The 25382-nt window shown below is 71.8% G+C and carries 22 protein-coding genes and 1 riboswitch; of the genes, 5 read left to right on the top strand and 17 right to left on the bottom strand.

What is annotated here, in order from left to right; translation table 11 throughout:
- Positions 1 to 181: 181 nt before the first annotated feature.
- Entirely contained in the window at positions 182 to 1624 is a 1443-nt protein-coding gene (locus AB4Y78_RS02410) for an APC family permease (RefSeq protein WP_441715036.1), read from the bottom strand.
- 130 nt (positions 1625 to 1754) lie between these two features.
- Complete coding sequence (locus AB4Y78_RS02405; RefSeq protein WP_007928914.1) at positions 1755 to 3890, bottom strand: DNA gyrase/topoisomerase IV subunit B; 2136 nt, start codon at positions 3888 to 3890, stop codon at positions 1755 to 1757.
- A 218-nt stretch (positions 3891 to 4108) separates the two neighbouring features.
- Between AB4Y78_RS02405 and AB4Y78_RS02400 the strand changes: the two genes are divergently transcribed.
- Together AB4Y78_RS02400 and AB4Y78_RS02395 are read left to right on the top strand one after the other, a co-directional pair.
- Positions 4109 to 4333 carry a DUF7455 domain-containing protein gene (locus AB4Y78_RS02400; RefSeq protein ID WP_223277818.1) on the top strand — a complete coding sequence of 75 codons (225 nt, stop codon included), beginning with the start codon at positions 4109 to 4111 and terminating at the stop codon, positions 4331 to 4333.
- A gap of 13 nt (positions 4334 to 4346) precedes the next feature.
- A complete protein-coding gene (locus tag AB4Y78_RS02395) occupies positions 4347 to 4862 on the top strand; it encodes a DUF456 domain-containing protein (RefSeq protein WP_441715033.1) in 516 nt (171 codons plus the stop codon).
- A 36-nt stretch (positions 4863 to 4898) separates the two neighbouring features.
- Here the strand turns inward: AB4Y78_RS02395 and AB4Y78_RS02390 are convergent, their stop codons facing one another.
- The 7 genes from AB4Y78_RS02390 to AB4Y78_RS02360 form a co-directional block, all read right to left on the bottom strand.
- Positions 4899 to 5327: a DUF3040 domain-containing protein gene (locus tag AB4Y78_RS02390; RefSeq protein WP_441715032.1), complete on the bottom strand. Its 429-nt coding sequence runs from the start codon at positions 5325 to 5327 to the stop codon at positions 4899 to 4901.
- Positions 5328 to 5404: 77 nt separating this feature from the next.
- On the bottom strand, positions 5405 to 6673 hold the full coding sequence (gene dinB / locus AB4Y78_RS02385; protein WP_441715030.1) for a DNA polymerase IV: 1269 nt from the start codon (positions 6671 to 6673) through the stop codon (positions 5405 to 5407).
- A 6-nt stretch (positions 6674 to 6679) separates the two neighbouring features.
- Positions 6680 to 7459 carry a class I SAM-dependent methyltransferase gene (locus tag AB4Y78_RS02380; RefSeq protein ID WP_441715029.1) on the bottom strand — a complete coding sequence of 260 codons (780 nt, stop codon included), beginning with the start codon at positions 7457 to 7459 and terminating at the stop codon, positions 6680 to 6682.
- Between the two features lie 52 nt (positions 7460 to 7511).
- Positions 7512 to 7871 carry a nuclear transport factor 2 family protein gene (locus tag AB4Y78_RS02375; protein WP_441715028.1) on the bottom strand — a complete coding sequence of 120 codons (360 nt, stop codon included), beginning with the start codon at positions 7869 to 7871 and terminating at the stop codon, positions 7512 to 7514.
- Positions 7872 to 8007: 136 nt separating this feature from the next.
- Complete coding sequence (locus AB4Y78_RS02370; RefSeq protein WP_128277126.1) at positions 8008 to 11769, bottom strand: DNA polymerase III subunit alpha; 3762 nt, start codon at positions 11767 to 11769, stop codon at positions 8008 to 8010.
- On the bottom strand, positions 11766 to 12284 hold the full coding sequence (locus tag AB4Y78_RS02365) for an SAV_6107 family HEPN domain-containing protein (RefSeq protein WP_441714426.1): 519 nt from the start codon (positions 12282 to 12284) through the stop codon (positions 11766 to 11768). The genes AB4Y78_RS02370 and AB4Y78_RS02365 overlap by 4 nt, the downstream gene beginning before the upstream one ends.
- A 10-nt stretch (positions 12285 to 12294) precedes the next feature.
- Positions 12295 to 12603: a DUF6504 family protein gene (locus tag AB4Y78_RS02360; RefSeq protein ID WP_128277128.1), complete on the bottom strand. Its 309-nt coding sequence runs from the start codon at positions 12601 to 12603 to the stop codon at positions 12295 to 12297.
- Positions 12604 to 12747: 144 nt separating this feature from the next.
- Between AB4Y78_RS02360 and AB4Y78_RS02355 the strand changes: the two genes are divergently transcribed.
- Complete coding sequence (locus AB4Y78_RS02355; RefSeq protein WP_441714423.1) at positions 12748 to 13833, top strand: polyprenyl synthetase family protein; 1086 nt, start codon at positions 12748 to 12750, stop codon at positions 13831 to 13833.
- Positions 13834 to 13902: 69 nt separating this feature from the next.
- Here AB4Y78_RS02355 and AB4Y78_RS02350 read toward each other — a convergent pair whose 3' ends face one another.
- Positions 13903 to 14256 (bottom strand): Rv2175c family DNA-binding protein, encoded by a 354-nt coding sequence (locus AB4Y78_RS02350; protein WP_007929394.1) that lies wholly within the window; start codon positions 14254 to 14256, stop codon positions 13903 to 13905.
- A 153-nt stretch (positions 14257 to 14409) separates the two neighbouring features.
- Between AB4Y78_RS02350 and AB4Y78_RS02345 the strand changes: the two genes are divergently transcribed.
- Positions 14410 to 15567 (top strand): LysM peptidoglycan-binding domain-containing protein, encoded by a 1158-nt coding sequence (locus tag AB4Y78_RS02345; RefSeq protein WP_441714421.1) that lies wholly within the window; start codon positions 14410 to 14412, stop codon positions 15565 to 15567.
- Positions 15568 to 15602: 35 nt separating this feature from the next.
- The gene (gene pknB / locus AB4Y78_RS02340; RefSeq protein WP_441714420.1) at positions 15603 to 17534 is read left to right on the top strand and encodes a Stk1 family PASTA domain-containing Ser/Thr kinase; all 1932 of its coding nucleotides are present in this window, start codon (positions 15603 to 15605) and stop codon (positions 17532 to 17534) included.
- Positions 17535 to 17570: 36 nt separating this feature from the next.
- On the opposite strand, the gene AB4Y78_RS02335 is transcribed toward pknB, so the two are convergent.
- The 7 genes from AB4Y78_RS02335 to AB4Y78_RS02305 form a co-directional block, all read right to left on the bottom strand.
- The gene (locus AB4Y78_RS02335; protein ID WP_259908634.1) at positions 17571 to 18473 is read right to left on the bottom strand and encodes a TauD/TfdA dioxygenase family protein; all 903 of its coding nucleotides are present in this window, start codon (positions 18471 to 18473) and stop codon (positions 17571 to 17573) included.
- Entirely contained in the window at positions 18470 to 19816 is a 1347-nt protein-coding gene (locus AB4Y78_RS02330) for an LLM class flavin-dependent oxidoreductase (RefSeq protein ID WP_441714418.1), read from the bottom strand. The genes AB4Y78_RS02335 and AB4Y78_RS02330 overlap by 4 nt, the downstream gene beginning before the upstream one ends.
- A gap of 41 nt (positions 19817 to 19857) precedes the next feature.
- Complete coding sequence (locus AB4Y78_RS02325) at positions 19858 to 20745, bottom strand: ABC transporter permease (protein WP_441714416.1); 888 nt, start codon at positions 20743 to 20745, stop codon at positions 19858 to 19860.
- Entirely contained in the window at positions 20745 to 21590 is an 846-nt protein-coding gene (locus AB4Y78_RS02320) for an ABC transporter ATP-binding protein (RefSeq protein WP_441714414.1), read from the bottom strand. The genes AB4Y78_RS02325 and AB4Y78_RS02320 overlap by 1 nt, the downstream gene beginning before the upstream one ends.
- Positions 21587 to 22630 (bottom strand): ABC transporter substrate-binding protein, encoded by a 1044-nt coding sequence (locus tag AB4Y78_RS02315; RefSeq protein WP_441714413.1) that lies wholly within the window; start codon positions 22628 to 22630, stop codon positions 21587 to 21589. The genes AB4Y78_RS02320 and AB4Y78_RS02315 overlap by 4 nt, the downstream gene beginning before the upstream one ends.
- Positions 22630 to 23229 carry an NADPH-dependent FMN reductase gene (gene ssuE, locus AB4Y78_RS02310; protein WP_007929703.1) on the bottom strand — a complete coding sequence of 200 codons (600 nt, stop codon included), beginning with the start codon at positions 23227 to 23229 and terminating at the stop codon, positions 22630 to 22632. Before ssuE ends, AB4Y78_RS02315 begins: the two co-directional genes overlap by 1 nt.
- Before the next feature lie 308 nt (positions 23230 to 23537).
- Positions 23538 to 23654: riboswitch (SAM riboswitch) on the bottom strand.
- Positions 23655 to 24039: 385 nt separating this feature from the next.
- A complete protein-coding gene (locus tag AB4Y78_RS02305; RefSeq protein ID WP_441714430.1) occupies positions 24040 to 25365 on the bottom strand; it encodes a class II 3-deoxy-7-phosphoheptulonate synthase in 1326 nt (441 codons plus the stop codon).
- Positions 25366 to 25382 lie beyond the last annotated feature (17 nt).

The following is a 25382-nucleotide window of genomic DNA, read 5'->3' as shown; positions in this document are numbered from 1 at the left end:
GCTGGAGTACGTCGCCCAAGAGCTCAACGCCAGACCACGAAAGACGCTCGACTGGGCAACCCCAGCCGAGCGTCTTCGTGATCTACTCCAGGAGGCCTAACCACCAGGGCCAAATCCACACGGTGTTGCGAGCACCCCATGAATCCGCCACGAGGGGGACGCCCCCTTCGCGCTGCGGAGCTCAGTCGTGGTCGATGTGCTCCGGGTCGCGCATGTAGGTCTTCTTGGCGTAGACCGCGCGGTTGATGAACCAGGTGACCGCCCAGAGGACGACGCCGAGGGCCAGCAGGCCACCGGCGATCTCGTACTGCTGCTGCTGCTCCTCGTTGCGGGCCCACGGGCCGACGAGGAAGGCGCAGGTCAGTGCGGCGACGATCGGCAGGAAGGTCGGGGTCTTGAAGTGCTCCCGCCCGACGTCGTCGCGGCGCAGCACGAGGACCGCGATGTTGACGATCGTGAAGACGGCCAGCAGCAGCAGCGAGGTCGTACCACCGAGGAGCGAGACGACGGTCGACCCGCTGCCCAGGACGACGTAGCTGATCAGGCCGTAGGAGATCAGGGTCGTGAAGAGGATCGCGACCCACGGCGTCTGGCGCGTCTTGTGCACGATGCCCAGTCCGGGGGGCAGGACCTCCTGGCGCGACATGCCGTAGACGAGACGCGAGGCCATGAGCATGTTGATCAGTGCCGAGTTGGCCACGGCGAACATGCCGATGAAGGGGAAGATCTTGTCGAAGGGCAGGCCCGGCGCGCCGGTCGCGACGACCTGGGTCAGCGCCGACTGCTCCCCGCTGACGAGCTCACCGACGGGCACGAGGGCGACCGCGGTGATCGAGACGAGGACGTAGATGACACCGGTGATCGCCAAGCCGCTGAGCATGACCTTGGGGAAGATCTTCGCCGGCTCGTGGGTCTCCTCGGCCATGTTGACCGAGTCCTCGAAGCCGACCATGGCGAAGAAGGCGAGCGCCGTCGCCATGGAGATGGCAATGAAGGTGCTCTTGTCGCTCGGGCTCTCGAAGACCATCGCGCGGGAGAAGTCCGCCTTGCCCTGCGTCACCGCGTAGAGGCCGACGAAGATGATGAGCAGCAGGCCGGAGAGCTCGACGAGCGTGAGCACGACATTGGCCTTGACCGACTCGCCGACACCGCGCAGGTTGATGAGCGCGATGACGGTCATGAAGGCGAGGGCGACGAAGAGCAGCTGCGTCGAGCCGGCCTCCCACTCCAGGCCGAGCCCGTCGCGCAGGAAGCCTGCGAAGGCGTTGGAGGCCGTCGACGCAGACGTGATGCCGGAGCACATGACGGCGAAGGCCACGATGAAGGTGAGGAAGTGGACGCCAAAGGCCTTGTGGATGAAGGTCGCTGCCCCGCCGGCCTTGGGGTACTTCGTCACGAGCTCGAGGTAGGAGAAGGCCGTCATCGTCGCGACGATGAAGGCCGCGAGGAAGGGCGCCCAGGCCGCTCCGCCCACCTCGGCCGCCACGTCACCCGTCAGCGCGTAGACCCCCGTGCCGAGGATGTCTCCCACGATGAAGAGCAGCAGGAGCTTGGGCCCCATGACCCGCTTGAGCTCGGTCTGGTCCTCCCCTGCGGCATGGTCCGAGGTGGCGACGTCGGACATGTGTCCTCCCTGGGTCGGGGCGCGCTGGTGCGCACCAATCCCCTTACCGTGACCCACGCCACGCACCGGCGCAACAACTGACGCGCCGACGCGCCGAACTTTCGTCGCAATCGTGACGTGCCGTCACCGGTCAGGCGTCGATGCGCTCCCGGTCGAGCTGATCGGCCGACGAGACGATGAAGTCGCGACGGGGGTCGACGTCCTTGCCCATGAGCAGTTCGAAGACCTGCTCGGCGATCTCAAGGTCCTCGGTCGTCACCCGGCGCAGCATCCGGTGGCGCGGGTCCATCGTCGTCTCGGCGAGCTGGTCGGCATCCATCTCACCCAGACCCTTGTACCGCTGGATCGGCTGCTTGATGTTCTTGCCCCGTGAGGTCAGCGACGCGAGCTTCTTGCGCATCTCCGCCTCGGAGTAGGTGTAGATCAGCTCGTTCTTCTTCGACCCCGGGTTGACGACCTCGATGCGGTGCAGCGGCGGCACGGCCGCGAAGACCTTGCCCGCCTCGACGAGGGGACGCATGTACCGGAAGAAGAGGGTGAGCAGCAGCGTGCGGATGTGGGCGCCGTCGACGTCGGCGTCGGTCATGATGATGACCTTGCCGTACCGCGCGGCGTCGACGTCGAAGCTGCGGCCGGAGCCGGCCCCGATGACCTGGATGATCGAGGCGCACTCGGCGTTCTTGAGCATGTCGCCGACCGCGGCCTTCTGCACGTTGAGGATCTTGCCGCGGATGGGCAGCAGGGCCTGGAACTCGCTGTTGCGCGCCTCCTTGGCCGTGCCCATCGCCGAGTCGCCCTCGACGATGAAGAGCTCCGTGGCCTCGACGTCGCTGCTGCGGCAGTCGCGCAGCTTCGGCGGCAGGGACGAGGTCTCGAGGGCGTTCTTGCGGCGCTGGGTCTCCTTGTGCAGCCGCGCGGAGATGCGCGACTTCATCTCGGCGACGACCTTTTCGAGCAGCTGACCGGCCATCTGCTTCTCGGCCCGCTTGGTCGAGGTGAGCAGGCTGGTCAGCTCGGTCTCGACGACCTTGCTGACGATCGAGCGCACGGCATTGGTCCCGAGCACCTCCTTGGTCTGCCCCTCGAACTGCGGCTCGGCCAGGCGCACGGTCACGACCGCGGTCAGTCCGGCGAGCACGTCGTCCTTGTCGACCTTGTCGTTGCCGACCTTGAGCTTGCGGGCATTGACCTCGAGCTGCTTGCGGAAGACCTTGAGCAGGGCCTGCTCGAAGCCGGAGACGTGGGTCCCGCCCTTCGGCGTCGAGATGATGTTGACGAAGGAGGAGACCTTGGCGTCGTAGCCGGTGCCCCACCGCAGGGCGATGTCGACCCCGCACTCACGCTCGACCTCGGTCGGGGTCATGTGCCCCTTGGCGTCGAGGACCGGCACCGTCTCGGTGAAGGTGCCCGTGCCCTCGAGCCGCCACACGTCGGTGACCGGCGCATCGGGCGCGAGGTAGTCGACGAACTCGCTGATGCCGCCCTCGTGGTGGAAGACCTCCTCGATCGCCTCGTCACCGCGCTCGTCGCGCACGACGATCGTCAGCCCCGGCACGAGGAAGGAGGTCTGGCGGGCGCGCGCGGCCAGGGCCTCGCGGTCGATGTCGGCACCCTTGAGGAAGATCTGGGGGTCGGCCCAGTAGCGCACCCGGGTGCCGGTGACCCCGCGCTTGGCCTTGCCGACGACTTCGAGCTCGCTGCCCTTGTCGTACGGGCTGAAGTCGTTGTCCGGGGACTTCGCCCCCTTCGCACCGGCGACGTCGGAGAAGGTGCCGGGCTCCCCACGGCGGAAGCTCATGGCATAGGTCTTGCCGGCGCGATCGACCTCGACGTCCAGGCGCGAGGAGAGCGCGTTGACGACCGAGGCGCCGACGCCGTGCAGTCCACCGGAGGCCGTGTACGAGCCGCCGCCGAACTTCCCGCCGGCGTGCAGCTTGGTGTAGACGACCTCGACGCCGGTCAGACCGGTGCGCGGCTCGATGTCGACCGGGATGCCACGACCGTTGTCCCGGACCTCGACCGAGCCGTCGGCGTGCAGGAGGACCTCGATCCGGTCACCGTGGCCGCCGAGGGCCTCGTCGACCGCGTTGTCGATGATCTCCCACATGCAGTGCATGAGGCCGCGCTGGTCGGTCGAGCCGATGTACATGCCCGGCCGCTTGCGGACGGCCTCGAGCCCCTCGAGGACCTGCAGGTGGTGCGCGGTGTAGTCCTGCGCGGTCTTGCTGCTCGCGGTCTTCTTGGCGGTGCTGGCTGCCGGAGGCACGAAGGTAGCCTGCCTTGTCGTCGGTCGGAGGTGGACGTCTCGCAGGGTAGTCCGCGCCGCCGACACCGCCCGGGAGGCTGCACCTCGGTGGTGTCGCAGTCCCGGACCCCTGTGCCCTCGGTCACGCCACGACCCCGCGGGTGCAGGTCGGGAAGGGATCGGCGTGTTTGACTGTTGTCTCGGACGTCCACGGAACGACGCATGAAATGAGGCACCACGTGAACGCGACTCTGGCCAGCCCCCTGACCGCAGCCGACCGCTGCGACCGCTGCGGAGCCAAGGCCTACGTGCGCGCTCGGCTCCACGCCGGGGGCGAACTGCTCTTCTGCGCCCACCACGGGCGTGAGCACATCCCGGCGCTGAAGGACCTCGCCGAGATCGACGACGACTCCGCCCGGCTCGACGAGAGCACCCCCGCCTCGGCCCCGGTCGAGGAGCGCTGAGCGGGCTCCCGCCGTGCTGACCCTCGCTGCCGAGGCCACCCACGACCCGACGTCGATCGCCCTGGCGGTCGGCATCGTCATCTTCGTCATCGGTGTCCTCGGCATCGTCATCCCGGTCCTGCCGGGTCTCCTGCTCTGCGTCGCCGCCGTCCTCGTGTGGGCCGGCTTCACGGGCGGCACGACGGCCTGGGTGACCTTCGGCGTCGTCGCGGTGATCTACGCGGTGACGCTACTGCTGCAGTTCCTCATCCCGGGGCGGCGCATGAAGCGCGACGGTGTCGGCGGTCTGACGCTCACCCTGGGCGTCGTGGGCGCGATCATCGGCTTCTTCGTCATCCCGGTCGTCGGCCTCCCGGTCGGCTTCGTCCTCGGGGTCTTCGCCGCCGAGTACGTCCGCTTCCGCGATCTCGACCGCGCCTGGCAGGCGACGAAGGCCGCGCTGCGCGGTGTCCTGCACAGCATGGGCATCGAGCTGTCCGCGGCGCTCCTCATCGCGGTCACGTGGACCGTGGGCATCGTCGCCCACTGACGACCCCGGACATCTGCCCGCGGCCGTCGCGAAGGACTACCAGCCCTGACCCTTGCTGCGGCGCTCCTCCCAGCGCTGCTCGAGCCGCTGCATGAAGGTGCCGGACCGGGCGGACACGCGAGCTTTGGCCCCCTTCGTCTTGCGCTGACGGGCCGGGCGGACCGTGCCGTCGTCCCCGACGAGTCCGAGACCGCCGCTGCCCTCGCTGCCGCCACCGGGGGTGACGGCGACCGCGACCGAGGCGACGATGAGCGCGAAGCCGGCGACGCCGACCCACAGGGTGGTGTTGATGCCGAGCAGCACCAGGCCGAGCCCGACGATGGCGCCGATGACGCCGATGGCGACACGGCGCCGGTCATGACCGGAGTGCGTCCCCTTCATCTGCGAGGCAAAGCGAGGGTCTTCGGCCCGGATGGCCTCTTCCATCTCCTCGAGCATCTGCCGCTCGCGCTCTGACAGCGCCACGGTGACCTCCCTACGAACCTGGTCTCGTGCGGGCGGTGCCCGCGGGTCCCCACGGCGAAAGGACCGCCGTGGTCTCCTCAGTCTAGGTCGCGGCCGCGGCCTGCGGTAGGCCGGCGTCCCGCTCGGCCCCGGTCACCGAGCAGGCTGGCCGGGCGCACGCTGCCCGCCCCGAAGCGCGCGCTCGCGCGGTCGACCGCGCGGTCGGCCTCCCGCCAGCCGTGCTCGGGCTCATCGAGCGCCACCTGCACCGGCGTGGACGAGGCCTCGGAGAGCTGCTCGACGCGCACCCCGACGAGCCGCACCCTGGCCCGCTGCAGGCCGAGGGCGTCGTAGAGCTCACGGGCCAGCGCCGCGATGTCGCGGGAGACGTCGGTGGCATCGCGAAGGGAGCGGGAGCGGCTGATCGTCGTGAAGTCCGCGAAGCGCACCTTGATGCTCACCGTCCGCCCGACGAGGCCGGCGGCCCGCAACCGGGAGGCCGCCTTGTCCGCGAGCGCGAGCAGGGCGCGGTGGACGACCTCGGGGTCGTCGACGTCGTGGTCGAAGGTGCGCTCGTTGCCGATGGAGCGCTCACGGCGCACCGGCTCGACGGACCGCGGGTCCCTCCCCCAGGCGAGGTCGTGCAGGTGGTTGCCGGTCGCCTCGCCGAGCGCACGGACCAGGGTGGCGCGGGGGGTGTGGGCGATGTCGGAGACGGTCTTCAGCCCGAGGCGGGCGAGCGCCTCCTCGGTCTTGTCGCCGACTCCCCACAGGGCCCCGACGGGCAGCTGCTGGACGAAGGTGACGACCTCGTCCGCGGGAATGACGAGCAGCCCGTCGGGCTTGGCCAGACCGGAGGCGAGCTTGGCGACGAACTTCGTGCTCGCGACGCCGACGGAGCAGGTGATGCCCTGCTCGTCGGCGACGGTGTCGCGGATGCGCTGGGCGATCGTCGCCGGCGAGCCCATGAGGCGCACGGCGCCAGCGACGTCGAGGAAGGCCTCGTCGCTGCTCAGCGGCTCGACGAAGGGGGTGATGTCGGCGAAGGTCGCCATGATCGCCGCGCTGATCCGCGAGTAGAGCTCGTGCTCGGGCGGCAGGACGGTCGCCTGCGGGCACAGCCGCCGGGCACGGCCCATCGGCATGGCCGAGGTGACCCCGAAGGCCCGGGCCTCGTAGGTCGCGGAGAGCACGACGCCGCGGTTGCCGCCGCCGATGATGACGGGGGTGCCGACGAGCTCGGGGTGGGCGATGAGGGAGGCGGACGCGAAGAAGGCGTCCATGTCGACGTGCAGGATCGTGCACCCGGTGTCATCCGGGGGGCCCTGGCCGGCCCGCGGTGGGGGCCGGTACTGACGCCGGCTCATGAGCGGTCAGTCGCGGCGGGCGATGAGGTGGACGGCGCCACCGAGCGCCGACAGACCGGTGCGACCGGCGTCGGCGGAGGCGAGCTCCTCGAGGGCCAGCAGCGCTCGGCGCTCGGCCTCGGTGTCGACGAAGGTGCTCGGCACGACGTCGCTGAAGATGCGCACCCCACGTGTCTCGAGGGTCGTGAAGCCGGCTCGCGTGAGCATCTCGGTCAGGGCGGCCCGGTCGAAGCGGCGCGGGACGGGGTCCTCGTCGCCCCACCGTCCGTCGGGGCTGGTGAGGGCAGTGGTCGCCTGGTCGAAGCGCCCAGCGAGGGCTCGCAAGATGACGGCGGCGACGCGCTGCGCCGTGACGAGCGAGAGGTGCCCACCGGGGGCGAGGACCTCGGCGATGCGGGCGAGGGTGGCCTCGGGGTCGTCGACGTACTCGAGGGTGCCGTGGCAGGAGAGCAGGTCGACGGTGCCGGGCGGGGCGATGCCGGCGAGGGTGTCGGCGTCGCCCTGCACGGCGGTGATCCGCTCGGCGGCCGGCGACTCGGCGACCCGGCGACTCATCGAGGCGAGCGCGTCGGGGCTGGGGTCGACGACGGTGACGGTGTGGCCCTGCTCTGCGAGCGCGACGGCCAGCCCACCCGTGCCGCCGCCGAGGTCGAGGACCCGCAGCGGCCGGGAGAGCTCACGCTGACGGGACTCGCTGAGCGCGCGCACCTGGGTCCAGATCGCGGCGGTCCGGACATTGCCCTCGACCCCGCTGCCGCCACGGCGCCACGCTCGCTCGTCGTTCATGCCTCCAACCCTAGTCGGCGGGGGTGACACCCCCTTCGGCCTCCCCGCCCCGTCAGGTCAGGAGAGTCCCCTGGTGATGGACCTGGCGCCAGCCTCCATCCCGTTCGCACCAGATCGACGTGCGTCGCGCGCGGCGCTCCCCTTGGGCCGACGTCCACGAGGCCCGGACGACGCCTGGTGCGATGGTCCGGGCTCGCAGGTCGTCGATCTCGATGGTCGGCGAGTCGGGGTCCGCGGACTCCGACTCGAGCATCGCGAGGATCGAGTCGCGGTCCCAGACCCGACCAGACGCCCCGACCTCCTCGAAGTCCGGGGCGATGAGGTCGCGCAGACGCCCGGCATCGGCCCGCGTCTGCGGCGACTGCAGCTCGCGCTCGAGGTCCAGGACCGTGATCAGCGCCAAGTCATCCATGTGGACATTCAAGTACAGGTCGCCACCAACACCCGCTGCGCCTCCCCGCTCGGGGTCGAGGTACCTGCGACCGACTATCCGGTCGGGGATACCTCGACCCAGGGCGAAGGGGGCTGACCCGGCGGATCTGCGCCCGTCAGTGGCCGGAGCTGCCGGGCGAGGAGTGCCACAGCTTGCGCGGGGGCTCGACACCGGTGCCCGCCGGTCGGGTGTCGGCCCACGGCGACTGCCGGAAGCCCGAGGCGTGGACGAGCACCCGGTGCCCGGCCGGCTGCTGGTGCGCGGCATCACGGGCCCGGGCGAGCTCGTCGGCCTCGTCGAGCGCGGCGTGCACGGCGGTGATGCCGCCGCGCTGCCATGCCTCCCACAGCGTCGACAGCTCCCACGCACCGGAGGCGAGCACCGAGACCCCGCGCGGCCCCGCGCGCCGGATCGTGCCGCGCACGAGGAGCAGCCAGGAGTGGAAGATCGTCGCCGCGTAGGGCCCCTGCACGTCCTCGAAGAAGGTCGCGTCGACCGGCCCGGTCGCGTCGTCGACGGTGAGGAAGACGACCCGACGCCCGGAGCGGATCGGTGGGGTCTGGGTCGCGACCTTGACCCCCGCAGCGAGGATCTGGGCACCGCTGCGCACCGAGAGCAGGTCCGCGCTGCGGGTCACCCCGAGCGCCTCGAGCATCGGCGCGTAGAAGTCCATGACGTGCCGCGAGGCGTCGAGCCCGAGGATCTCCAGCTCGGCGCTCACCTGGTCGGGGATGCTCATCTCGGGCAGACCGACGCCTTCGCCGAGCTCCGGGGAGTCGCCGAGGTCGAGGGTCAACTGGCTCGCGACCGGCGTGGTCGTCGTGCCCGTGCGCACCTGCTGGGCGCCCGGCCGTCCGGCCGCCCAGGCCGGCGCCTCGGACGACCGTCCCCGCGCACCCAGGCCACCGGTACCCCGGCCCCGCGCGCCGCGTGACCGACCCGCGCTCGCCCGCGACCACCGGTCGAGCTCGGCGACATGCAGCAGCAGGTCCCGCCGGGTGAGCCGCCCGCGGCTGCCGAGCCCCGGCCCGGCCCGGTCGGCGCCGGTGCCGTGCACCGCGTCGAAGGCCCCGACGAGGACGAGCCGCTCGACGACCGGCCGGCTCACCTGCGCCCGCTGCCAAAAATCGGCGAGCGAGTCGAAGGGGGCCCCGGCGACGACGCGGGCGACCTCCCCTTCGCTCATGCCCTTGACGTCGGCCAGCGAGAGCCGGATCGCCCACGGCGACCCGTCGGGCAGGTCGGGATCGTCCGGTGCCCGACCGGGGACGGGGGCGCGCTCGACGCGGTACTCCCCCGTGCTCGCGTTGACGTCGACGCCGAGGACCGTGATGCCGAGCGACCGGGCCTCCTCGAGGAGCAGCCGCTTGGGGTACATGCCCGGGTCGTGGGTGAGCACGCCGGCGAGGAAGGCCGCGGGATGGTGCGCCTTGAGCCAGGCCGACTGGTAGGTCGGCATGGCGAAGGCCGCCGCGTGCGCCTTGCAGAAGCCGAAGGACGCGAAGGCCGCGAGCACCGCCCAGATGCGGTCGACGTCCTCCGGCGGGTACCCGCGCGCGGCCGCCGCCGGACGCCACCACGCCTCGATGCGCGCCTGCCCGTCGGGGCTGCCCATCGTGCGGCGCACCTCGTCGGCCTGGGCGAGGGTCGCGCCGGTCGTCTCGGCGATGATCCGCAGCATCTGCTCGTGGAAGACGACGACCCCCTCGGTCTCGGCGAGCGCGGGCACGAGCCGGTCGTGGAGGAACTGCGGCCGGCTCCACCCGTGCCGCGCCTCGAGGAAGGGGCGGATCATGTCGGACTTCACCGGGCCGGGGCGGAAGAGCGAGATGTCGATGATCAGGTCGTCGAAGACGCTCGGCGCGAGCTTGCCGATGAGCTCGCGCTGCCCCGGGCTCTCGATCTGGAAGCACCCGAGCGTGCGCGTCGTGCGGATCATCGCGAAGGTCGCCGGGTCGTCGAGCGGCACGTCGGAGCGGTCGTCGAGGTCGACCCGCTCCCCCGTGACCCGCTCGACCTCGCCGACGGCGTGCGCCATCGCCGACTGCATCCGGATGCCGAGGACGTCGAGCTTGAGCAGCCCGAGCGCCTCGACGTCGTCCTTGTCGAACTGGCTCATCGGGAAGCCCAGCCAGCTCGACTCGACCGGGGTGCGGTCGAGCAGCCCGCCATCGGACAGGACGACCCCGCACGGGTGCAGGGCGATGTGCCGGGGCAGCCCGTCGAGCCGCTCGACGAGGTCGAAGAGCGTCGTCAGGCGTCCGCCGTCGAGGCTGCGGGTGCGCAGCTCGGGCAGCTCGGCCATCGCCGAGCGCACGTCCTTGGCCCGGATGTGCGGGAAGGCCTTGGCGATCTCGTCGACCTCGGCCGGGGGCACCCCGAGCGCGGCGCCGACGTCGCGGATCGCGTGCCGTGCCTTGTAGGTGTCCATCATCGACACGCAGGTCACCCGGTCGCGGCCGAAGCGCTGGAGGATCAGCTCGTACATCTCGGTGCGGCGGGCCGACTCGACGTCGATGTCGATGTCGGGCAGCTCGGCCCGTAGAGGCGAGCAAAAACGCTCCATGAGCAGGTCGTGCCGGATCGGGTCGATCGCGCTGATGCCGAGCAGGTGGTTGATCAGGCTGCCGGCGCCGGAGCCACGGGCGGCGACCCGCACCCCCGCGCCGGTGATGAGGTCGACGACCTCGGCGACGGTGAGGAAGTAGGTCGGGTAGCCCAGCGCCTCGACGACGTCGAGCTCGTCGGCCAGACGCTCCTCGACCTGCCGCAGCACCGCCGGCGACGCATCGGGGTAGCGCGCGCCGATCGCGGCCCGGCAGCGCTGCGCGAGCACCACCTGCGGGTCCGCGTCGGGGGGCAGCCCGAGCACACTCGCCTCGGGCAGGTGGACCCGCCCGATGCCGAGGTCCTTGCGGTCGTCGAGCGCGCACTCCACCGCCGTGCGCACCGTCGCCTCGAGCAGCGCCGCGGCCCGCTGCCGGGGACTCGCGCAGGCGAAGCCGCCCGCACCGCCACCGAGCACGCTCGCCACCCGGTGGGCGTGCTCGACCATCGTCGCGTCGTCGGCGAGGTGCCCGGCGGTCGTCACCCGGTCGAGGTGCCGGGCGTCGAGGACGACGAGTCGTCGGGTCGCGTCGAGGACGTCGGCGGTCGTCGCGTCGTGCGGGTGGAGATGACGCACTGCCGCGGTGAGCACGGCCGGGACCCCGCAGGCGTCAGCGAGCCCGAGCAGGTGGGCGGCGTGCCCGGTCGACGCGGGGGTGCCGGGCGGTCCGCCGTGGTCGACGACCTCGATGGCGAGCGCCCCGGCCGGCAGCACCCGCTGCCAGGCCTGCAGCCGCTCGCGGGCCACGTCGGGACGTCGGGCGAGCAGCGCGGCGCCGACGTCGGAGGTCGGGCCGAGCAGGACGAGCAGCGGGGCCGGCTCGTCAGCCCCGGGGGCCGCGGCGTGCCGGGCGATCATCGCCGCGGTCGCGACGGCCTCGCCGCGCTCACCCGTGAGGTGCACCTCGCTGACGAGCCGGCACAGCCGCGCCCAGCCGACCCCGTGCGGCACCCCGGCACCCGCCCCCCGGGCGAGCACGGTGACCCGCGGGTGACGCGGGTCGACCTCGGCTCCCCCGCGCACCGGGGTGCGCCGACGCTCGGGGGCGCGCCCGCCGCCGTCGACCGCGAGGTCGACCCCGAGCACGGGCGCGATGCCGGCCGCGGTCGCGGCCCGGACGAAGCGCACCGCCCCGTAGAGCCCGTCGCGGTCGGTGAGGGCGAGTGCCGGCTGCCCGAGCTCCGCGGCCCGGGCCACGAGGTCCTCCGGTGTCGTCGTGCCGTGGCGAAGGGAGAACCCCGAGGCCACGTGCAGGTGGGCGAAGGTCACCCGGCACCACCCCTTCGCCGCGCGTCCTCGAGGTCGTGCGCTGCGAGGTCGTGCGCTGCGAGGTCGTGCGAAGGGGGGATCGCGGCCAGCTCCCCGACGACCCGGACCGGGGGCAGCCCGAGCACGCCGGAGACGATCCGCACGAAGTCCTCCCCTTGGCGGAGCAGGTCGTCGACCTCCCGGACCGACATCGGCCCGGACGCCCCGTGGCCGGGGCGGGAGCCCCCTTCGGGCAGGACGGTCGCGAAGAAGTCCGCCCACTCGGTCAGCTCGGGCGCGACCCGCGGCAGCAGGTGCCACACGTCGACCGGACCGTGTCCCCGGGCGGCCCCCGGCGAACGACCGCGCGCCGAGAGCACCGCGGCCGCCGCCCGCAGGACGGCCAGCTTGGTACCGGCGCTGCGACCGGCCACGGAGGCGGCCATGTGGGCCGCGGCCAGGCTCTCGCCGGCTGCGGCGAGCAGGTCGAGCGCGGCATCGAGACGATCGGGGTCGAGCACGGGCAGAGCACCCATCACCGTCACCTCAGTCCTGGGTCCGCAGGAGCAGCCAGCCGGGGGCGCCCCCACCCGGGGTGGCCTCGTCCGACGCGTCGACGCCCAGGTCGTAGACCCCCGGGGTGCTGCTGCGGCCGCGCTGGGCGCTGACCCGCCAGACCTGCCGGGTCAGCGGGACCTGGGCGAGCGGCCGGTCGGCCCCGCGCCACCACGCGCACCGCTCCTCCCAGTGGTCGACGACCTCCATCACCCGGTAGAGCCGCCCCCGCCACAGGAACTGCTCCGGCGAGGCACCCCCCACGCGCACCTCGATGGGCTCCTCGACGACCCTGACCATGACCGCTCCCTCCACTCGAACACCTGTTCGAACACAGTAGCCCGGGGGGCGGACATCGCGTCAACCCCGGTCGACGTAGGCTGGTCGCGATCCCGTGATGCGATCACGGGCCACCGACACCCCCCTTCGCCACCTGGAGCCGACGTGCCGCACCCGCTGGACCTGGACGACCTGCGCTCGCGGGTCCAGGACCGCATCGACGCCGAGCTGGACCGCTGGGAGGTCGAGCTCGCCGAGGTCGGCCCCGAGGTCGCCGACCTGACCACTCCTGTGCGCACCCTCCTGCGGGGCGGCAAGCGCCTGCGGGCCGGCTTCGCCTACTGGGGCTGGCGCGCCGCCGGCCGCGACGACCACGAGGGCGCGATCTCGCTCGCCGCCTCCATGGAGCTCTTCCAGGCCGCTGCACTCATCCACGACGACGTCATGGACGACAGCGAGACCCGTCGCGGCCAGCCCGCGACGCACCGGACCCTCTCCCGCGCCCACGCCGAGCGCGCCTGGCACGGCGACCCCGACCGCTTCGGCGTCGCCGGGGCGATCCTCGCCGGCAACCTCTGCCTCGGCTGGTGCGACGACCTCTACGCCGGCTCGGGGCTGCCGCCCGAGGCGCTCGCCGCCGCACGCCCCGCCTTCGAGCGGATGCGCGGCCAGCTCATGGCCGGCCAGTTCCTCGACATCGTCACCTCGATGCGCCCCTGGCACCAGCTCGCCGACGACGCACGGGTCGACCAGGCCCGCCACGTCATCACCTACAAGAGCGCCAAGTACTCGATCGAACACCCCCTCCTCATCGGCGCCACGGCCGGCGGGCTCGGCCCGAGCGACCTCGCGGCGCTCTCCCGCTACGGGGTGGCGCTCGGCGTGGCCTTCCAGCTGCGCGACGACGTGCTCGGCGTCTTCGGCGACCCGGACGTCACGGGCAAGCCGGCCGGCGACGACCTGCGCGAGGGCAAGCGCACCGTGCTCATCGCCCGCACCCTCGCCGGCGCCGACGACGTGTCGACGACGCGGGTCGACCAGTGGCTCGGCGCGCCCGACCTGACGAGCAGCGAGGTCGACTCCTTCCGCGCGCTCATCGTCGACACCGGCGCGCTCGAGAGCGTCGAGGCCGACATCAGCCACGGGGCCGAGACCGCTCGGGCCGCGCTCGCCGAGGCGACGGGCGTCGCCGAGCCCGCCCGACGGGTGCTCGACGAGCTCATCGACCTGACGACGGCCCGCAGCACCTGAGCCGCGCCGGCCCGGTTGCGCGACGCACGGTGCGCCGCGCCACGGGCCTCAGGCCTCAGGCCTCAGGCCTCAGGCCTCCTCCATCGCGCGGCGCCGCACCTCGGTCTTGAACCCCGCGCGGATCGCCTCGATCGGCGTCGGGCCACCGGGCAGGCTCTCGTCGCGGGCAAACATCCACTCGACGATCTCCTCGTCGGAAAAGGCGGCATCCGCCAGGACCGTGAAGGTCCCCGCGAGCTCCGGCAAGGGCTCGCTCTCGCCGAGGAAGGCTGCGGGCACCGACAGCACCTTGCGCTCCCCGCGACGCAGGGCGATCAGCTGCCGCTCGTCGACCATCCTCCGCACGTCGGACAGACGCACGCCGAGGCGCTCGGCGACGTCGGGGAGGGGCAGCCAGAGGGCGAGATCAGGGGTGTTGGTCACGCCGGTCAGTGTGGCAGAGCGCGCGCGGCGCTCTCACCTTCGGTACGGTCGACGGCGAAACCACATACGTCACACGCGTCACAGGCACCACAGGCGGTGCCGACCTCCCGCAGCCAGGGCGTCCCCTGCGCCCCCGACATCGGAGTCCCCCACATGGTCCTTCCGCTTATCGTCCCCGTCCCGGCCACTCCCGTGGTCCCGGCCCTCGACCTGACCACCGAGACGACCATGCAGGCCACCGCCTCCCAGGGCACGCGCCACCACACCGTCCGCGACGGCGAGACGATCTACGACATCGCCGCCCGCTACCGCGTCTCCCCCGGCGCCCTCCTCTCGCGCAACCACCTCTCCTCCGGCGACTTCATCCACCCCGGCCAGCGCCTGACGGTGCCGGATCGCTCCGGCGGGTCCTCCCCTTCGTCGGCCAAGCCGGCCCGCTCGGGGGCCACCCGCACGTACGTCGTGCGCAGCGGCGACACGCTGACCGGTGTCGCGGCCCGCCACCACATGAGCGTCGAGCGGCTGCGCTCCCTCAACGGCCTCGGTGGTGGCTTCATCCACCCCGGCGACACGCTGCGGGTCACCGGCACCGCCGTCAAGCCCGCCAAGCGCGCCACCACCGGCCGCACCACCACGACGCACACGGTCCGCTCCGGCGAGACCCTCACCGGCATCGCCGCCCGTCACGACATGTCGGTGACCCGCCTGGCCAAGCTCAACCACGTCGCCAGCGGCGAGTTCATCCACCCCGGCACCACGCTCAAGGTCACCGGCACGGCGTCGAGCACGCCTGCGTCGAGCAAGCCCGCGACCACCAAGCCCACGGCCACCCAGCGCAACACCTTCGCCGGTCGCACCTACTCCGACGACATCGTCGACGCCGCCGACCGCAACCGCCGCACGCTCGCCACCCGCGCCGTCCCCAGCCGTGCGGAGACCAAGGCCAAGATCACCCGCATCTCCCGACAGCACGGCCTCGACCCGTCGATCGCGCTCGCCATCTCCTACCAGGAGTCCGGCTGGGACCAGCGCCAGGTCTCCGTGGCCAATGCCGTCGGCACGATGCAGGTCATCCCGAGCTCGGGCGAGTGGGCCTCGCAGATGGCCGGTCGCGACCTCGACCTGCTCGACACCGACGACAACATCACCGCCGGCGTGCTCCTGCTCAAGGTCCTCACCGAGCAGGCGGACACGACCTCGGACGCCATCGCCGGCTACTACCAGGGGCTCGCCTCCGTCGAGGCCAACGGCATGTACAGCGACACCAAGCAGTACGTCAGCAACGTCAAGGCACTCCGAAGCCGGATGTGACGGACGGACGAAGGGGGCGAACCTAGACTTTGGGCGTGACCACCGCTTCCACGCACCCGCTCGTCGGCGCCCTCGTCGACGGCCGGTACCGCGTGCTGCGCCACCTCGCCGACGGCGGGATGGCGACCGTCCTGCTCGCCACGGACACCCGGCTCGACCGGGAGGTGGCGCTCAAGGTCATGCGTCCCGACCTCGCGGCCGACGAGACCTTCGTCTCGCGATTTCGCCGTGAGGCCCGCTCCGCGGCCCGTCTGAGCCACCCCCACGTCGTCCCGGTCTTCGACCAGGGCGAGGACGACGGGCAGGTCTTCCTCGCGATGGAGTACGTCGAGGGACGCACCGCCCGCGAGGTGATCGACGCCGAGGGCGCCCTCACCCCCCGGGCCGCGCTCGACATCCTCGAGCCGGTGCTCACCGGGCTCGCGGCGGCCCACGCGGCCGGCTACATCCACCGCGACGTCAAGCCCGAAAACGTGCTCATCGGCGAGGGCGGCCTGGTCAAGGTCGCCGACTTCGGACTGGCACGGGCGGTCACCTCGCAGACGACGACGGCCGAGGACGGCGTGCTCTTCGGCACCGTCGCCTATCTGTCCCCCGAGCAGGTCGAGCGCGGCATCGCCGACGCCCGCAGCGACGTCTACGCAGCCGGGCTCATCCTCTTCGAGCTGCTCACCGGGCGGCGGGCCATCGAGGGCGAGTCGCCCATCCACGTCGCCTTCCAGCACGTGCACGGGTCGGTCCCGGTGCCCTCCGAGCGGGTCGACGGACTCCCGAGCAGCCTCGACGACCTCGTCGCCCTGGCCACCCACCGCGACCCCGACGCCCGGCCGCGCGATGCTGCCGACTACCTCGCCGAGCTGCAGCGGGTGCGTGCCGACCTCACCTCCGACGAGCTCGACCGCCGGCCCGCCGGCGCGACCCGCAGCACGGCGCCCGCGGGTGCCGCCACGGTCGCCCACCCTCGCCCGAGTCCGACGACGGCCCTCGCGACGACCGGTGCCACGGCCGGTGTCGACGGCATCGACGACAGCGCCGACGACGGGGACGGCGGACCGACGGGGGCGGCGCTCCCTTCGTCCCGGAGATCGCGGTGGCGCGGCGGGCTCGTCGCGCTGCTCCTGCTCGCCCTCGTCGCCGCGGGCGGCGGCTGGCGGTGGACCCATGAAGGACCGGGGAGCACGGTCCTCGTCCCGGAGGTCTCCGGCCAGACCAGCGAGGACGCGCAGGCGCTGCTCACCCGGCACGAGCTCTCCCCCACGGAGCAGACCGCCTTCGACGAGCAGGTCCCGCAGGGTGACGTCATCACGACCACCCCGCCGGTCGGCACCGAGCTGTCGAAGGGAGCGGACGTCACCATCGTCGTGTCCAAGGGGCCGGAGCGCTACGAGGTCCCCGACCTCGGCGGCCGCACGGCCAGCCAGGCGACCGCCGACCTCGAGGCCGAGCACCTCGGCGTCGGTCGGACCACCCGGGCCTACGACGCCGACGTGCCCAAGGGACAGGTCGTCTCCAGCTCGCCCGCCGCCGGCACCGAGCTCAAGCGTGACGCGACGGTCGACATCGTCGTCTCGCGCGGACCCCAGCCGATCGTCGTGCCGGGCGTGACCGGGACGACGGCCGAGGCTGCCACGACGAAGATCGAGGGGGCGGGGCTCAAGGTCTCCCGCGGCGACGACGCCTACTCCACGACGGTGCCCAAGGGGTCGGTCATCAGCCAGAGCCCGGCGAGCGGCACCCTGCTGCCCGGTGAGACCGTGACGATCACGGTGTCCAAGGGGCCGGAGATGGTCGCGGTGCCCGAGGTCGAGGGCCTCAGCCGGTCCGCGGCGACCAAGAAGCTGCAGGACGCCGGCTTTACGGTCTCGGTGCAGACCTTCCTCGGCGGCCCCCTCGACGAGGTCCGCGCGTCGCGTCCGAGCGGTGGTACCGCCCCCAAGGGCTCGACGGTCACGATCCTCGTCGTCTGATCACCCGGCCGGCCGGGTGATCAGACGCGAAGGGGGTCAGGCCACCGGCGCGTAGTGCGAGGCATCCCCGACGAGCGAACGGCTGGGCTCACCGTCGATGCCCACGGGCACCTCGCCGGCGACGGTGACCCGGTGCAGGCGGCGGGGCAGCCCGTCGTAGTTGTCGGGGGCGTAGTGCTGGGTGATCCGGTTGTCGAAGATGACGAGCTGGTCAGGCTCCCAGGTGACGCGCACGACGTTTTCCGGCCGGGTCACGTAGGCCTGGAGCAGGCGGAGCAGATCACGGCTCTCGGTCGTGGAGAGGCCGACGAAGCGTCGGACGAAGCCGCCGAGGTACAGGCCGCGCTCCCCCGTCTCCGGGTGGACGCGCACGACGGGGTGCTCGGTCTCGAAGACCTGTGAGGTGAACTCCGCGCGGCGCTCCTTGAGCGCCTCGTCCTGCTGCTCCGGCGGGGTGGCGTAGTCGTAGTCGTTGGTGTGCACGGCCCGGAGCGAGTCGGCGAGGACCCGCAGCGGCTCGGGCAGGTCGCGGTAGGCGGCACCGGTGTTGGCGATGAGCGTCTCACCGCCGTGGGGCGGCACGACCTTGCTCGACAGGGTCGTCGCCCGCGGCGGCGCGTGGACGAAGGTGACGTCCGTGTGCCAGTGGTTGGCGGTGCCCCGCTCGCTGTCGACGGGTAGCACCCTGGGCGCTCCCTCGACGGACGCGACCGTCGGGTGGGCGCCGGTGACGGTGCCGAAGGACGTGGCGAAGCGCTCCTGCGCCGCGTCGTCGAGCGGCATCCCGCGGAAGACGAGCGCCTTGTGCTCGGCGAGCGCCTCGCGCAGGTAGGTGACGGTCTCGGCGGCGAGGGGTTGGGTGACGTCGACCCCGATGACCTCGGCGCCGATGCGGCCGGTGATCTTGCGGATGTCGCGGATGGTGGTCGTGGTGCTCATGCTGCCTGCTCCTTGCTCGAGGTGATGGTGGTCGCGATGTGGCCGGCCGACGGTCGGGCCAGCCCGTAGTGCTCGCGCAGGGTCGTGCCGGTGTACTCGGTGCGGAAGAGACCGCGCTGCTGGAGGATCGGCACGACGGTGTCGACGAAGACCTCGAGCCCCTGCGGGTAGGTCGGCGGCATGATGTTGAAGCCGTCAGCCGCCCCCTTCGTGAACCAGGTCTCGAGGTCGTCGGCGAACTGCTCGGGGGTGCCGGCGAGCACGCGGTGCCCTCGTCCCCCGGCCAGTCGCTCGATGAGTTGGCGCACGGTGAGCTGCTCGCGGCGGGCGAGCTCGGTGACGAGCGTGAAGCGGCTCTGGTTGCCCTGCGTCACCTCGTCGATGTGCGGCAGCGGCTCGTCGAGCTGGTCCTCGGTGAGCTCGATGTCGAGCATCGAGCTCAGCTGCGCCAGTCCGTAGGCGGGGACGATGCCGGCGTTGATCTCCGCCTCGAGCCGGCGGGCCTCCTCCTGCGTGGACCCGATGACCGGCGAGATGCCGGGCAGTACGAGCAGCTCGTCGCGGCTGCGGCCGTGGTCGGCGAGGCGCCCCTTGAGGTCGGCGTAGAAGGCGATGCCCTCCTCGAGGGTCTGCTGTGCGGTGAAGACCGCCTCGGCGTAGCGGGCGGCGTACGCCCGTCCGGTCGCGGAGGACCCGGCCTGGACGAGCAGGGGGTAGCCCTGCACGGGCCGGGGCACGTTGAGCGGGCCGGCGACGTCGAAGTGCTCGCCGTGGTGGTCGACGCGGTGGATCAGGTCGGTGTCGGCGTAGATCCCGCGCTCGGCGTCGGCGAGCACCGCCCCGTCGCCGAAGCTGTCCCACAGGGCCGCTGCGAGCTCGACGAACTCCGCGGCCCGCTCGTAGCGCCGGCCGTGGTCGGGTCGGGTGATGCCGAAGTTGGCGGCCTCGTCGCGGGTGCCGGAGGTGACGATGTTCCACCCGGCGCGGCCACCACTCAGGTGGTCGAGGGAGGCGAAGGCCCGCGCGAGGGTGTACGGGTGGTTGTAGGTGGTCGAGGCGGTGGCGATGAGCCCGACCCGCTCGGTGCTCGCGGCCAGCGCCGAGAGCAGGGTGAGCGGCTCGAAGGCGGAGTGCGAGTTGTGCCGCACGTTGCCGCCGAGCGCGACCGTGTCCGCGAGGAAGACGGAGTCGAGCAGGCCCCGCTCGGCGGTCCGTGCGATGTCGACGTAGTGCTGCAGGGTGAGGGCCTGCGTGGGTCGGGTCGAGCGGTGGCGCCAAGCCGCCTCGTGGTGGCCGTTGGGCATGATGAAGGCATTGAGGTGGAGCTGTCGTCGCGTGCTCATGTCGTGGATTCCTTTGCGGTCGAAGGGAGTTGGGTCCGGTCTCAGTTGCCGTGCGGCGTCGTGCGCCACCCGGAGAAGCGCCGCTCGAGGCGCAACAGTGACGTGTTGACGGCCAGCCCGAAGATGGAGACGGTGAGGATGCCCGCGTACATCTGCGGGATCTGGAAGCTGCTCTGCGCGTTGACGATGAGGTAGCCCAGGCCCGCCTTGGCCCCGACCATCTCGGCGGCGATGAGCACGAGGATCGACGCGGTGCCGGCCATGCGGACCCCGGTGAAGATCGTCGGGACCGCGGAGGGCAGGACGACCCTAAGGAAGAGCTGCAGGTTGCTCAGCCCGAGCGTCCGGGCGGCCCGGACGAGGAGCGGGTCGACGGTCCGCACGCCGGCGACGGTGTTGAGCAGCACGGGGAAGAAGGCCGCGAAGGCGACGATCGAGACCTTGCTCAGCTCACCGATGCCCAGGAGCAGGGTGAAGACGGGCAGCAGCGCCAGGGCCGCGGTGTTGCGGAAGAGCTCGAGCAGCGGGGTGAGGAACTCGCGCAGGCCCTCGTACCAGGCGACGGCGATGCCGAGGACGACGCCGGCGACGACCGCGAGGCCGAAGCCGATGACCGACCGCGTCAGGCTTGCCTGGAGGTGCTCCTGCAGCTGACCGGTCCGCACGAGGTCCCACAGCGCCTCGAGCACGACGTGCAGGGGTGGCAGGAAGACGCGGCGGGTTGGCTCGAGCAGGTACTGGGTGCCGTACTCCCACAGGAGGAGGAAGAGCACGACCGCGGCGGACCGGCGGGCGCCGGTGCGCAGCGCCCCGAGGGCGCGTCGGGTACGGGTCGGCTCCGCGGGCGGGCTCAGTTCGGGCGACGAAGGGGGTCCCTCCGCCCTGGTCGAGGTGGTGGAGGTCGTCGGAGTCAGGGTCGCGGTGCTCATCAGGCCGCCCTCTCGGTGCCGTCGGGCTGGATCTTGTGGTGGCCGGCGCGCTGCGCCCGCTCGACCTCGTCGTGCAGCAGGCTCCAGATCTGGTGTCGGTAACCGACGAAGTCCGGGTCCGAGCGCAGGTCGCGCTCGCCCTCGCGGTCACCCAGGTCGATGTCGACGACCTGCTTGAGCCGCCCGGGCCGCGAGGAGAGGATCGCGACGCGCTGGCCGAGGTAGACCGCCTCCTCGATGCCGTGGGTGATGAAGACGGCGGTCGTGCCGGTGGTGCGCCAGATCCGCAGCAGCTCGTCCTGCAGCTGCTCGCGGGTCTGGGCGTCGAGCGCGGCGAAGGGCTCGTCCATGAGGAGGATCCCCGGCTCGTAGGCGAGGCTGCGGGCGATCGCGACGCGCTGCTTCATGCCGCCCGAGAGCTCGTGCGGGAGCCGGTCCTCGGAGCCGGAGAGCCCGACGAGGGCGAGGTACTCGCGCGCCCGCTCGGTGCGCTCCTTGCGGGTGAGCGGCAGCTGCTCGAGCCCGAAGGTGACATTGGCCAATGCCGTGCGCCACGGAAACAGGGCGTACTGCTGGAAGACGACGCCGCGGTCCAGGCCGGGTCCCGTGACGGGTGTGCCGTCGACGAGCACCTCCCCGCTGGTGGGCGTGCTCAGCCCGCCGAGCAGGTCGAGCAGGGTGGTCTTGCCCGACCCGCTCGGTCCGACGAGGGTGAGGAACTCCCCTGCCGGGACGGTGAGGCTGATGTCCTCGACGGCCCGCAGCACGCTCGCGCGCGGCTGGTCCTTCGTCGGGCGGACGACGAACTCCTTGGTGACGTGGCGCAGCTCGATGCTCGAGGTCACTTCGTCCCCTCCTTGGCCAGGTCGTTGTACTCGTTGGTGTAGATCGACGCCGGGTCGAGGTCTGCCTGGTCGACGATCCCGGTGCTCTCCAGCCAGGCCGCCCACTGGGTGAAGTCCTCGTCGGAGACCGCCCCGCCCTTCGCCGGGACACCGGTGCTCTTCCAGAAGCGGACGTTGTCGGTGCTCTCGTTGCGGTCGCGGCCCTCGATGATCCGCTCGAAGCGCGCGTGGACGGTGGCGCGGGGTGTCCTGCGGGCCCACTCGATCGCCTTGGCGACACCGGTGGTGAACTCGCGGACGGCGCCCGGGTGCTGGTCGATGAAGTCGTCACGCAGCACGTACTGGCCGCCGTTGAGCTCGTGACCGAGCACCTCGGTGTCGCGCACGAGCTCGCGGATGTCGGGCTGCGAGAGCGCCCGGTCCTGCAGGACCCCGCCGAGGGCACCGACGTCGATCTGCCGGCGACGGATGGCCTCCTCGGTGTCGTTGGGTGGCAGGACGACGAGCTGCACCTGGTCGATCTCCCGGCTGGTGAGGCCGGCCGTGGTCAGCCAGGTCTCGATGAAGGCCTCGGCGTGGGCCCCCAGCGTGTTGACGGCGATCTTCTTGCCGACGAGGTCCTTGGGCCTGCGGATTCCGCTGTCCTTGCGGACGTAGAGGCCCTGGTAGGACTTCTTGTCCGAGCCGTAGTAGTTGATGACCGCGGTGATCGGCGACCCGGCCTGCGCGAGCTTGACGATCGCTCCGGAGAATGCGCCACCGACATCGGTCTGCCCGGTCGCGACGGACTGGATGTCCTGTGGCCCGCTCACCGTCGCGCCGACGTACTCGAGGTCGATGGTCGGGAAGTAGCCGAGGTCGTCGGCCAGCTCGGGGAAGGTGACGTTGTTGGCGCTGCCCTGGTATCGGAAGGTCACGCGGCCCCCGGGCCCGGTGCCTGCGGCATCGCTCGTGGGCAGGGTGCAGCCGGCGAGGGCGGAGGTCGTCGCGATCCCGGCGAGGCCGAGCAGGACGGAGCGGCGTGAGGTGTGGGTGCTCATCAGGCCACCGCCACGGAGCGCGCGAGGAGGTCGCCGCGGTGGGCGGCCTCCGCGGCCGCGACGAGCGAGCGACCGGCGACGGCGTCGAGGAAGACGCGGGTCACCTCGGCCAGCGGGCCGGCGGCGGACTCGGCGATGCTCACCTCACCGCCGTCGTGTCGGGTGACCTCGGAGGCGAGGACGAACCACCCCGGCGTGATGGCGCTCGGCGCGAGGCTGGCGAGCACGGGGCGCAGGGCGTAGTCCACCGCGAGGACGTGGGCGGGGCTGCCGCCGGTGGCGATCGGCAGGACCACCTTGTCCTTGAGCCCGGTCTGCGGCAGCAGGTCGAGGAAGGCCTTGAGCAGGCCGCTGTACGCCGCCTTGTAGACCGGCGTCGAGACGATGACGGCATCGGCGCGGGCCAGGGTGCAGGCCGCGCGAGCGATGTCGTCGTCGTCCGTGTCGGCTCGCAGGAGCGGCTCGGCGGGCAGGTCCCGCAAGACGATCGGGGCGATGAGGTGACCGGCGCGCTGCACGCGGTGCGACAGGTCGCCGAGGACCGCCTCGGTCCGCGACGAGGTGGACGGACTGCTGGAGATGGTGGCGATGACAGCCATGGGGGTGCCTCTCTGTGGGCATGACGGATCGACGGTCGACGAAGGGGGTCTCGTCACCGGACCGGGGTTGGTGGGGGTGATGTCGCATTTCCCTAGGGAAACGCGCAGGTGGCGCCGCATCTCCCTAGGGAAATGCGCAGGTGGGGCCGTATTTCCCTAGGGAAATACGGGTTCAGGTCAGCGACAGAGCGCGCTGTTGACCCTCAGCAGGTCGACGTGGCGCCGCAGCGCCGGGCGCAGCGACCGCGGTGCGGTCCTGGCAGTGGTGCTCATGGGAGATCCCGTTTCTCGTCGGGAGGCCGGCGAGGGCCTCGCGCTTGCTCCGACCGGAAGTGACCGGAGCCAGGTCCTCACCCGGAGCACCCCACCGCGAGTTGGAGGGTTGCTGTCCAGCGAGCCGGGGCTTGACGCTGGAACTCGTGACCTGATGAAGAACCTACGCAGATCCATCTCCTACTGCAAGAGCAGGAGTTGCCTGTCTCGCGATCCGGACCCCACGAGTGCCCTTGTCCCCCAACGGGACCCAGCTGACTCGACAGGTGGTTGTGTGGTCAACCGGTAGCGCCGGGTGCCGGCAGCGCCCGGTGAGCGCCGCCGGCTCGCTGAACTCCCTGTTCAACACACAACCATCAGCAGGACGAAGGGGGCGCCGCCGCCAGCACGACGAAGGGTGGGGTCGACGCGACTCAAGGAAAAGTCCGGACTGCCTGCGCCCCGTGAGAGGCAGACCAAGCGGTCCGGACTTTTTCCCCAGCATCGACCCCACCCTTCGCCGGGCGGCCCGGTCTTCGGCAGGTCGGACGAGAGGGCTCAGCCCTGGCTGAGCATCTCCGCCGTGAGGAAGGCCAGCTCGAGACTCTGCTGGTGGTTCAGGCGCGGGTCGCACACGCTCTCGTAGCGCTTGTTGAGGTCCTCGTCGAGGATCCGCTCGGCGCCGCCGAGGCACTCGGTGACGTCGTTGCCGGTGAGCTCGACGTGCAGACCGCCGGGGACGGTGCCGAGCGCGCGGTGCACCTCGAAGAAGCCGCGGACCTCGTCGACGACGTCCTCGAAGTCACGCGTCTTGAAGCCGGACGCCGACTCGAAGGTGTTGCCGTGCATCGGGTCGCAGATCCAGGTGACCATCGCACCGGAGTCGCGGACCTTTTCGACGATGGCGGGCATCGCCTCGCGGATCTTGCCGGCACCCATGCGGGTGATGAAGGTCAGGCGGCCGGGCTCGCGGTGCGGGTCGAGCAGGTCGATGATCCGCAGCAGCTCGTCGGGGTCGGCCTTGTCGGAGACCTTCATGCCGATGGGGTTGCGGATCCGGCTGACGAAGTCGAGATGCGCGTGGTCGATCTGACGCGTCCGCTCCCCGATCCACAGGAAGTGACCCGAGGTGTCGTAGAGGTTGCCGGTGCGCGAGTCGACGCGGGTCATCGGGCGCTCGTAGTCGAGGAGCAGCGCCTCGTGGGCGGACCAGAACTCGGTCGCCCGCATCGCCTCGAAGTCGACACCGCAGGCGGCCATGAAGCGCATCGCCTTGTCGATCTCGCGGGCCAGGCCCTCGTAGCGCCGGTTGGCGGCGTTGGAGACGAAGCCGACATTCCAGTCGTGCACGCGGCGCAGGTCGGCGAAGCCGCCCTGGGTGAAGGCGCGCACGAGGTTCAGCGTCGCCGCACTCGTGTGGTACCCGCGCAGCAGGCGCTGCGGGTCGGGCTCGCGCGACTCGGGGGTGAAGGCGAAGTCGTTGACCATGTCGCCGCGGTAGGCGGGCAGGGTGACGCCGTCGCGGGTCTCGGCGTCCTTGCTGCGGGGCTTGGCGAACTGCCCCGCCATCCGGCCCATCTTGACGACGGGCATGCCAGCGCCGTAGGTGAGCACGGCGGCCATCTGCAGCACGGTCTTGATCCGGTCGCGGATGTTGTCGGCGGTGGCGTGGACGAAGGTCTCGGCGCAGTCGCCACCCTGGAGCACGAAGGCCTCACCGACGGACGCCGCAGCCATCCGGTCGCGCAGGTCGTCGCACTCGCCGGCGAAGACGAGCGGTGGATAGGTCGCCAGCTGCGCCACGGCACTGTCGAGGGCCGCACGGTCCGGCCAGCTCGGCTGCTGCGCGGCAGGCAGGTCGCTGTCGATGGTGGCGGCGGTCATGGGGGCGGGCACTGCAG

It is taken from the genome of Janibacter sp. RAF52 (genome assembly GCF_052114035.1).
GTDB classification, from domain to species: domain Bacteria; phylum Actinomycetota; class Actinomycetes; order Actinomycetales; family Dermatophilaceae; genus Janibacter; species Janibacter hoylei.
The sequence above is the reverse complement of the archived record's forward strand: the minus strand, read 5'-3'. Positions and strand labels throughout refer to the sequence as shown.

Bases quoted from the DNA above. Each gene is read 5' to 3' on its own strand.
- AB4Y78_RS02365 (WP_441714426.1), bottom strand. From the start codon at position 12,284: ATGGGTGCTCTGCCCGTGCTCGACCCCGATCGTCTCGATGCCGCGCTC.
- dinB (WP_441715030.1), bottom strand. From the start codon at position 6,673: ATGAGCCGGCGTCAGTACCGGCCCCCACCGCGGGCCGGCCAGGGCCCC.
- AB4Y78_RS02360 (WP_128277128.1), bottom strand. From the start codon at position 12,603: ATGGTCAGGGTCGTCGAGGAGCCCATCGAGGTGCGCGTGGGGGGTGCC.
- AB4Y78_RS02325 (WP_441714416.1), bottom strand. From the start codon at position 20,745: ATGAGCACCGCGACCCTGACTCCGACGACCTCCACCACCTCGACCAGG.
- AB4Y78_RS02335 (WP_259908634.1), bottom strand. From the start codon at position 18,473: ATGAGCACCACGACCACCATCCGCGACATCCGCAAGATCACCGGCCGC.
- AB4Y78_RS02410 (WP_441715036.1), bottom strand. From the start codon at position 1,624: ATGTCCGACGTCGCCACCTCGGACCATGCCGCAGGGGAGGACCAGACC.
- AB4Y78_RS02330 (WP_441714418.1), bottom strand. From the start codon at position 19,816: ATGAGCACGCGACGACAGCTCCACCTCAATGCCTTCATCATGCCCAAC.
- AB4Y78_RS02380 (WP_441715029.1), bottom strand. From the start codon at position 7,459: ATGAACGACGAGCGAGCGTGGCGCCGTGGCGGCAGCGGGGTCGAGGGC.
- AB4Y78_RS02345 (WP_441714421.1), top strand. From the start codon at position 14,410: ATGGTCCTTCCGCTTATCGTCCCCGTCCCGGCCACTCCCGTGGTCCCG.
- AB4Y78_RS02305 (WP_441714430.1), bottom strand. From the start codon at position 25,365: ATGACCGCCGCCACCATCGACAGCGACCTGCCTGCCGCGCAGCAGCCG.
- ssuE (WP_007929703.1), bottom strand. From the start codon at position 23,229: ATGGCTGTCATCGCCACCATCTCCAGCAGTCCGTCCACCTCGTCGCGG.
- AB4Y78_RS02375 (WP_441715028.1), bottom strand. From the start codon at position 7,871: ATGGATGACTTGGCGCTGATCACGGTCCTGGACCTCGAGCGCGAGCTG.
- AB4Y78_RS02315 (WP_441714413.1), bottom strand. From the start codon at position 22,630: ATGAGCACCCACACCTCACGCCGCTCCGTCCTGCTCGGCCTCGCCGGG.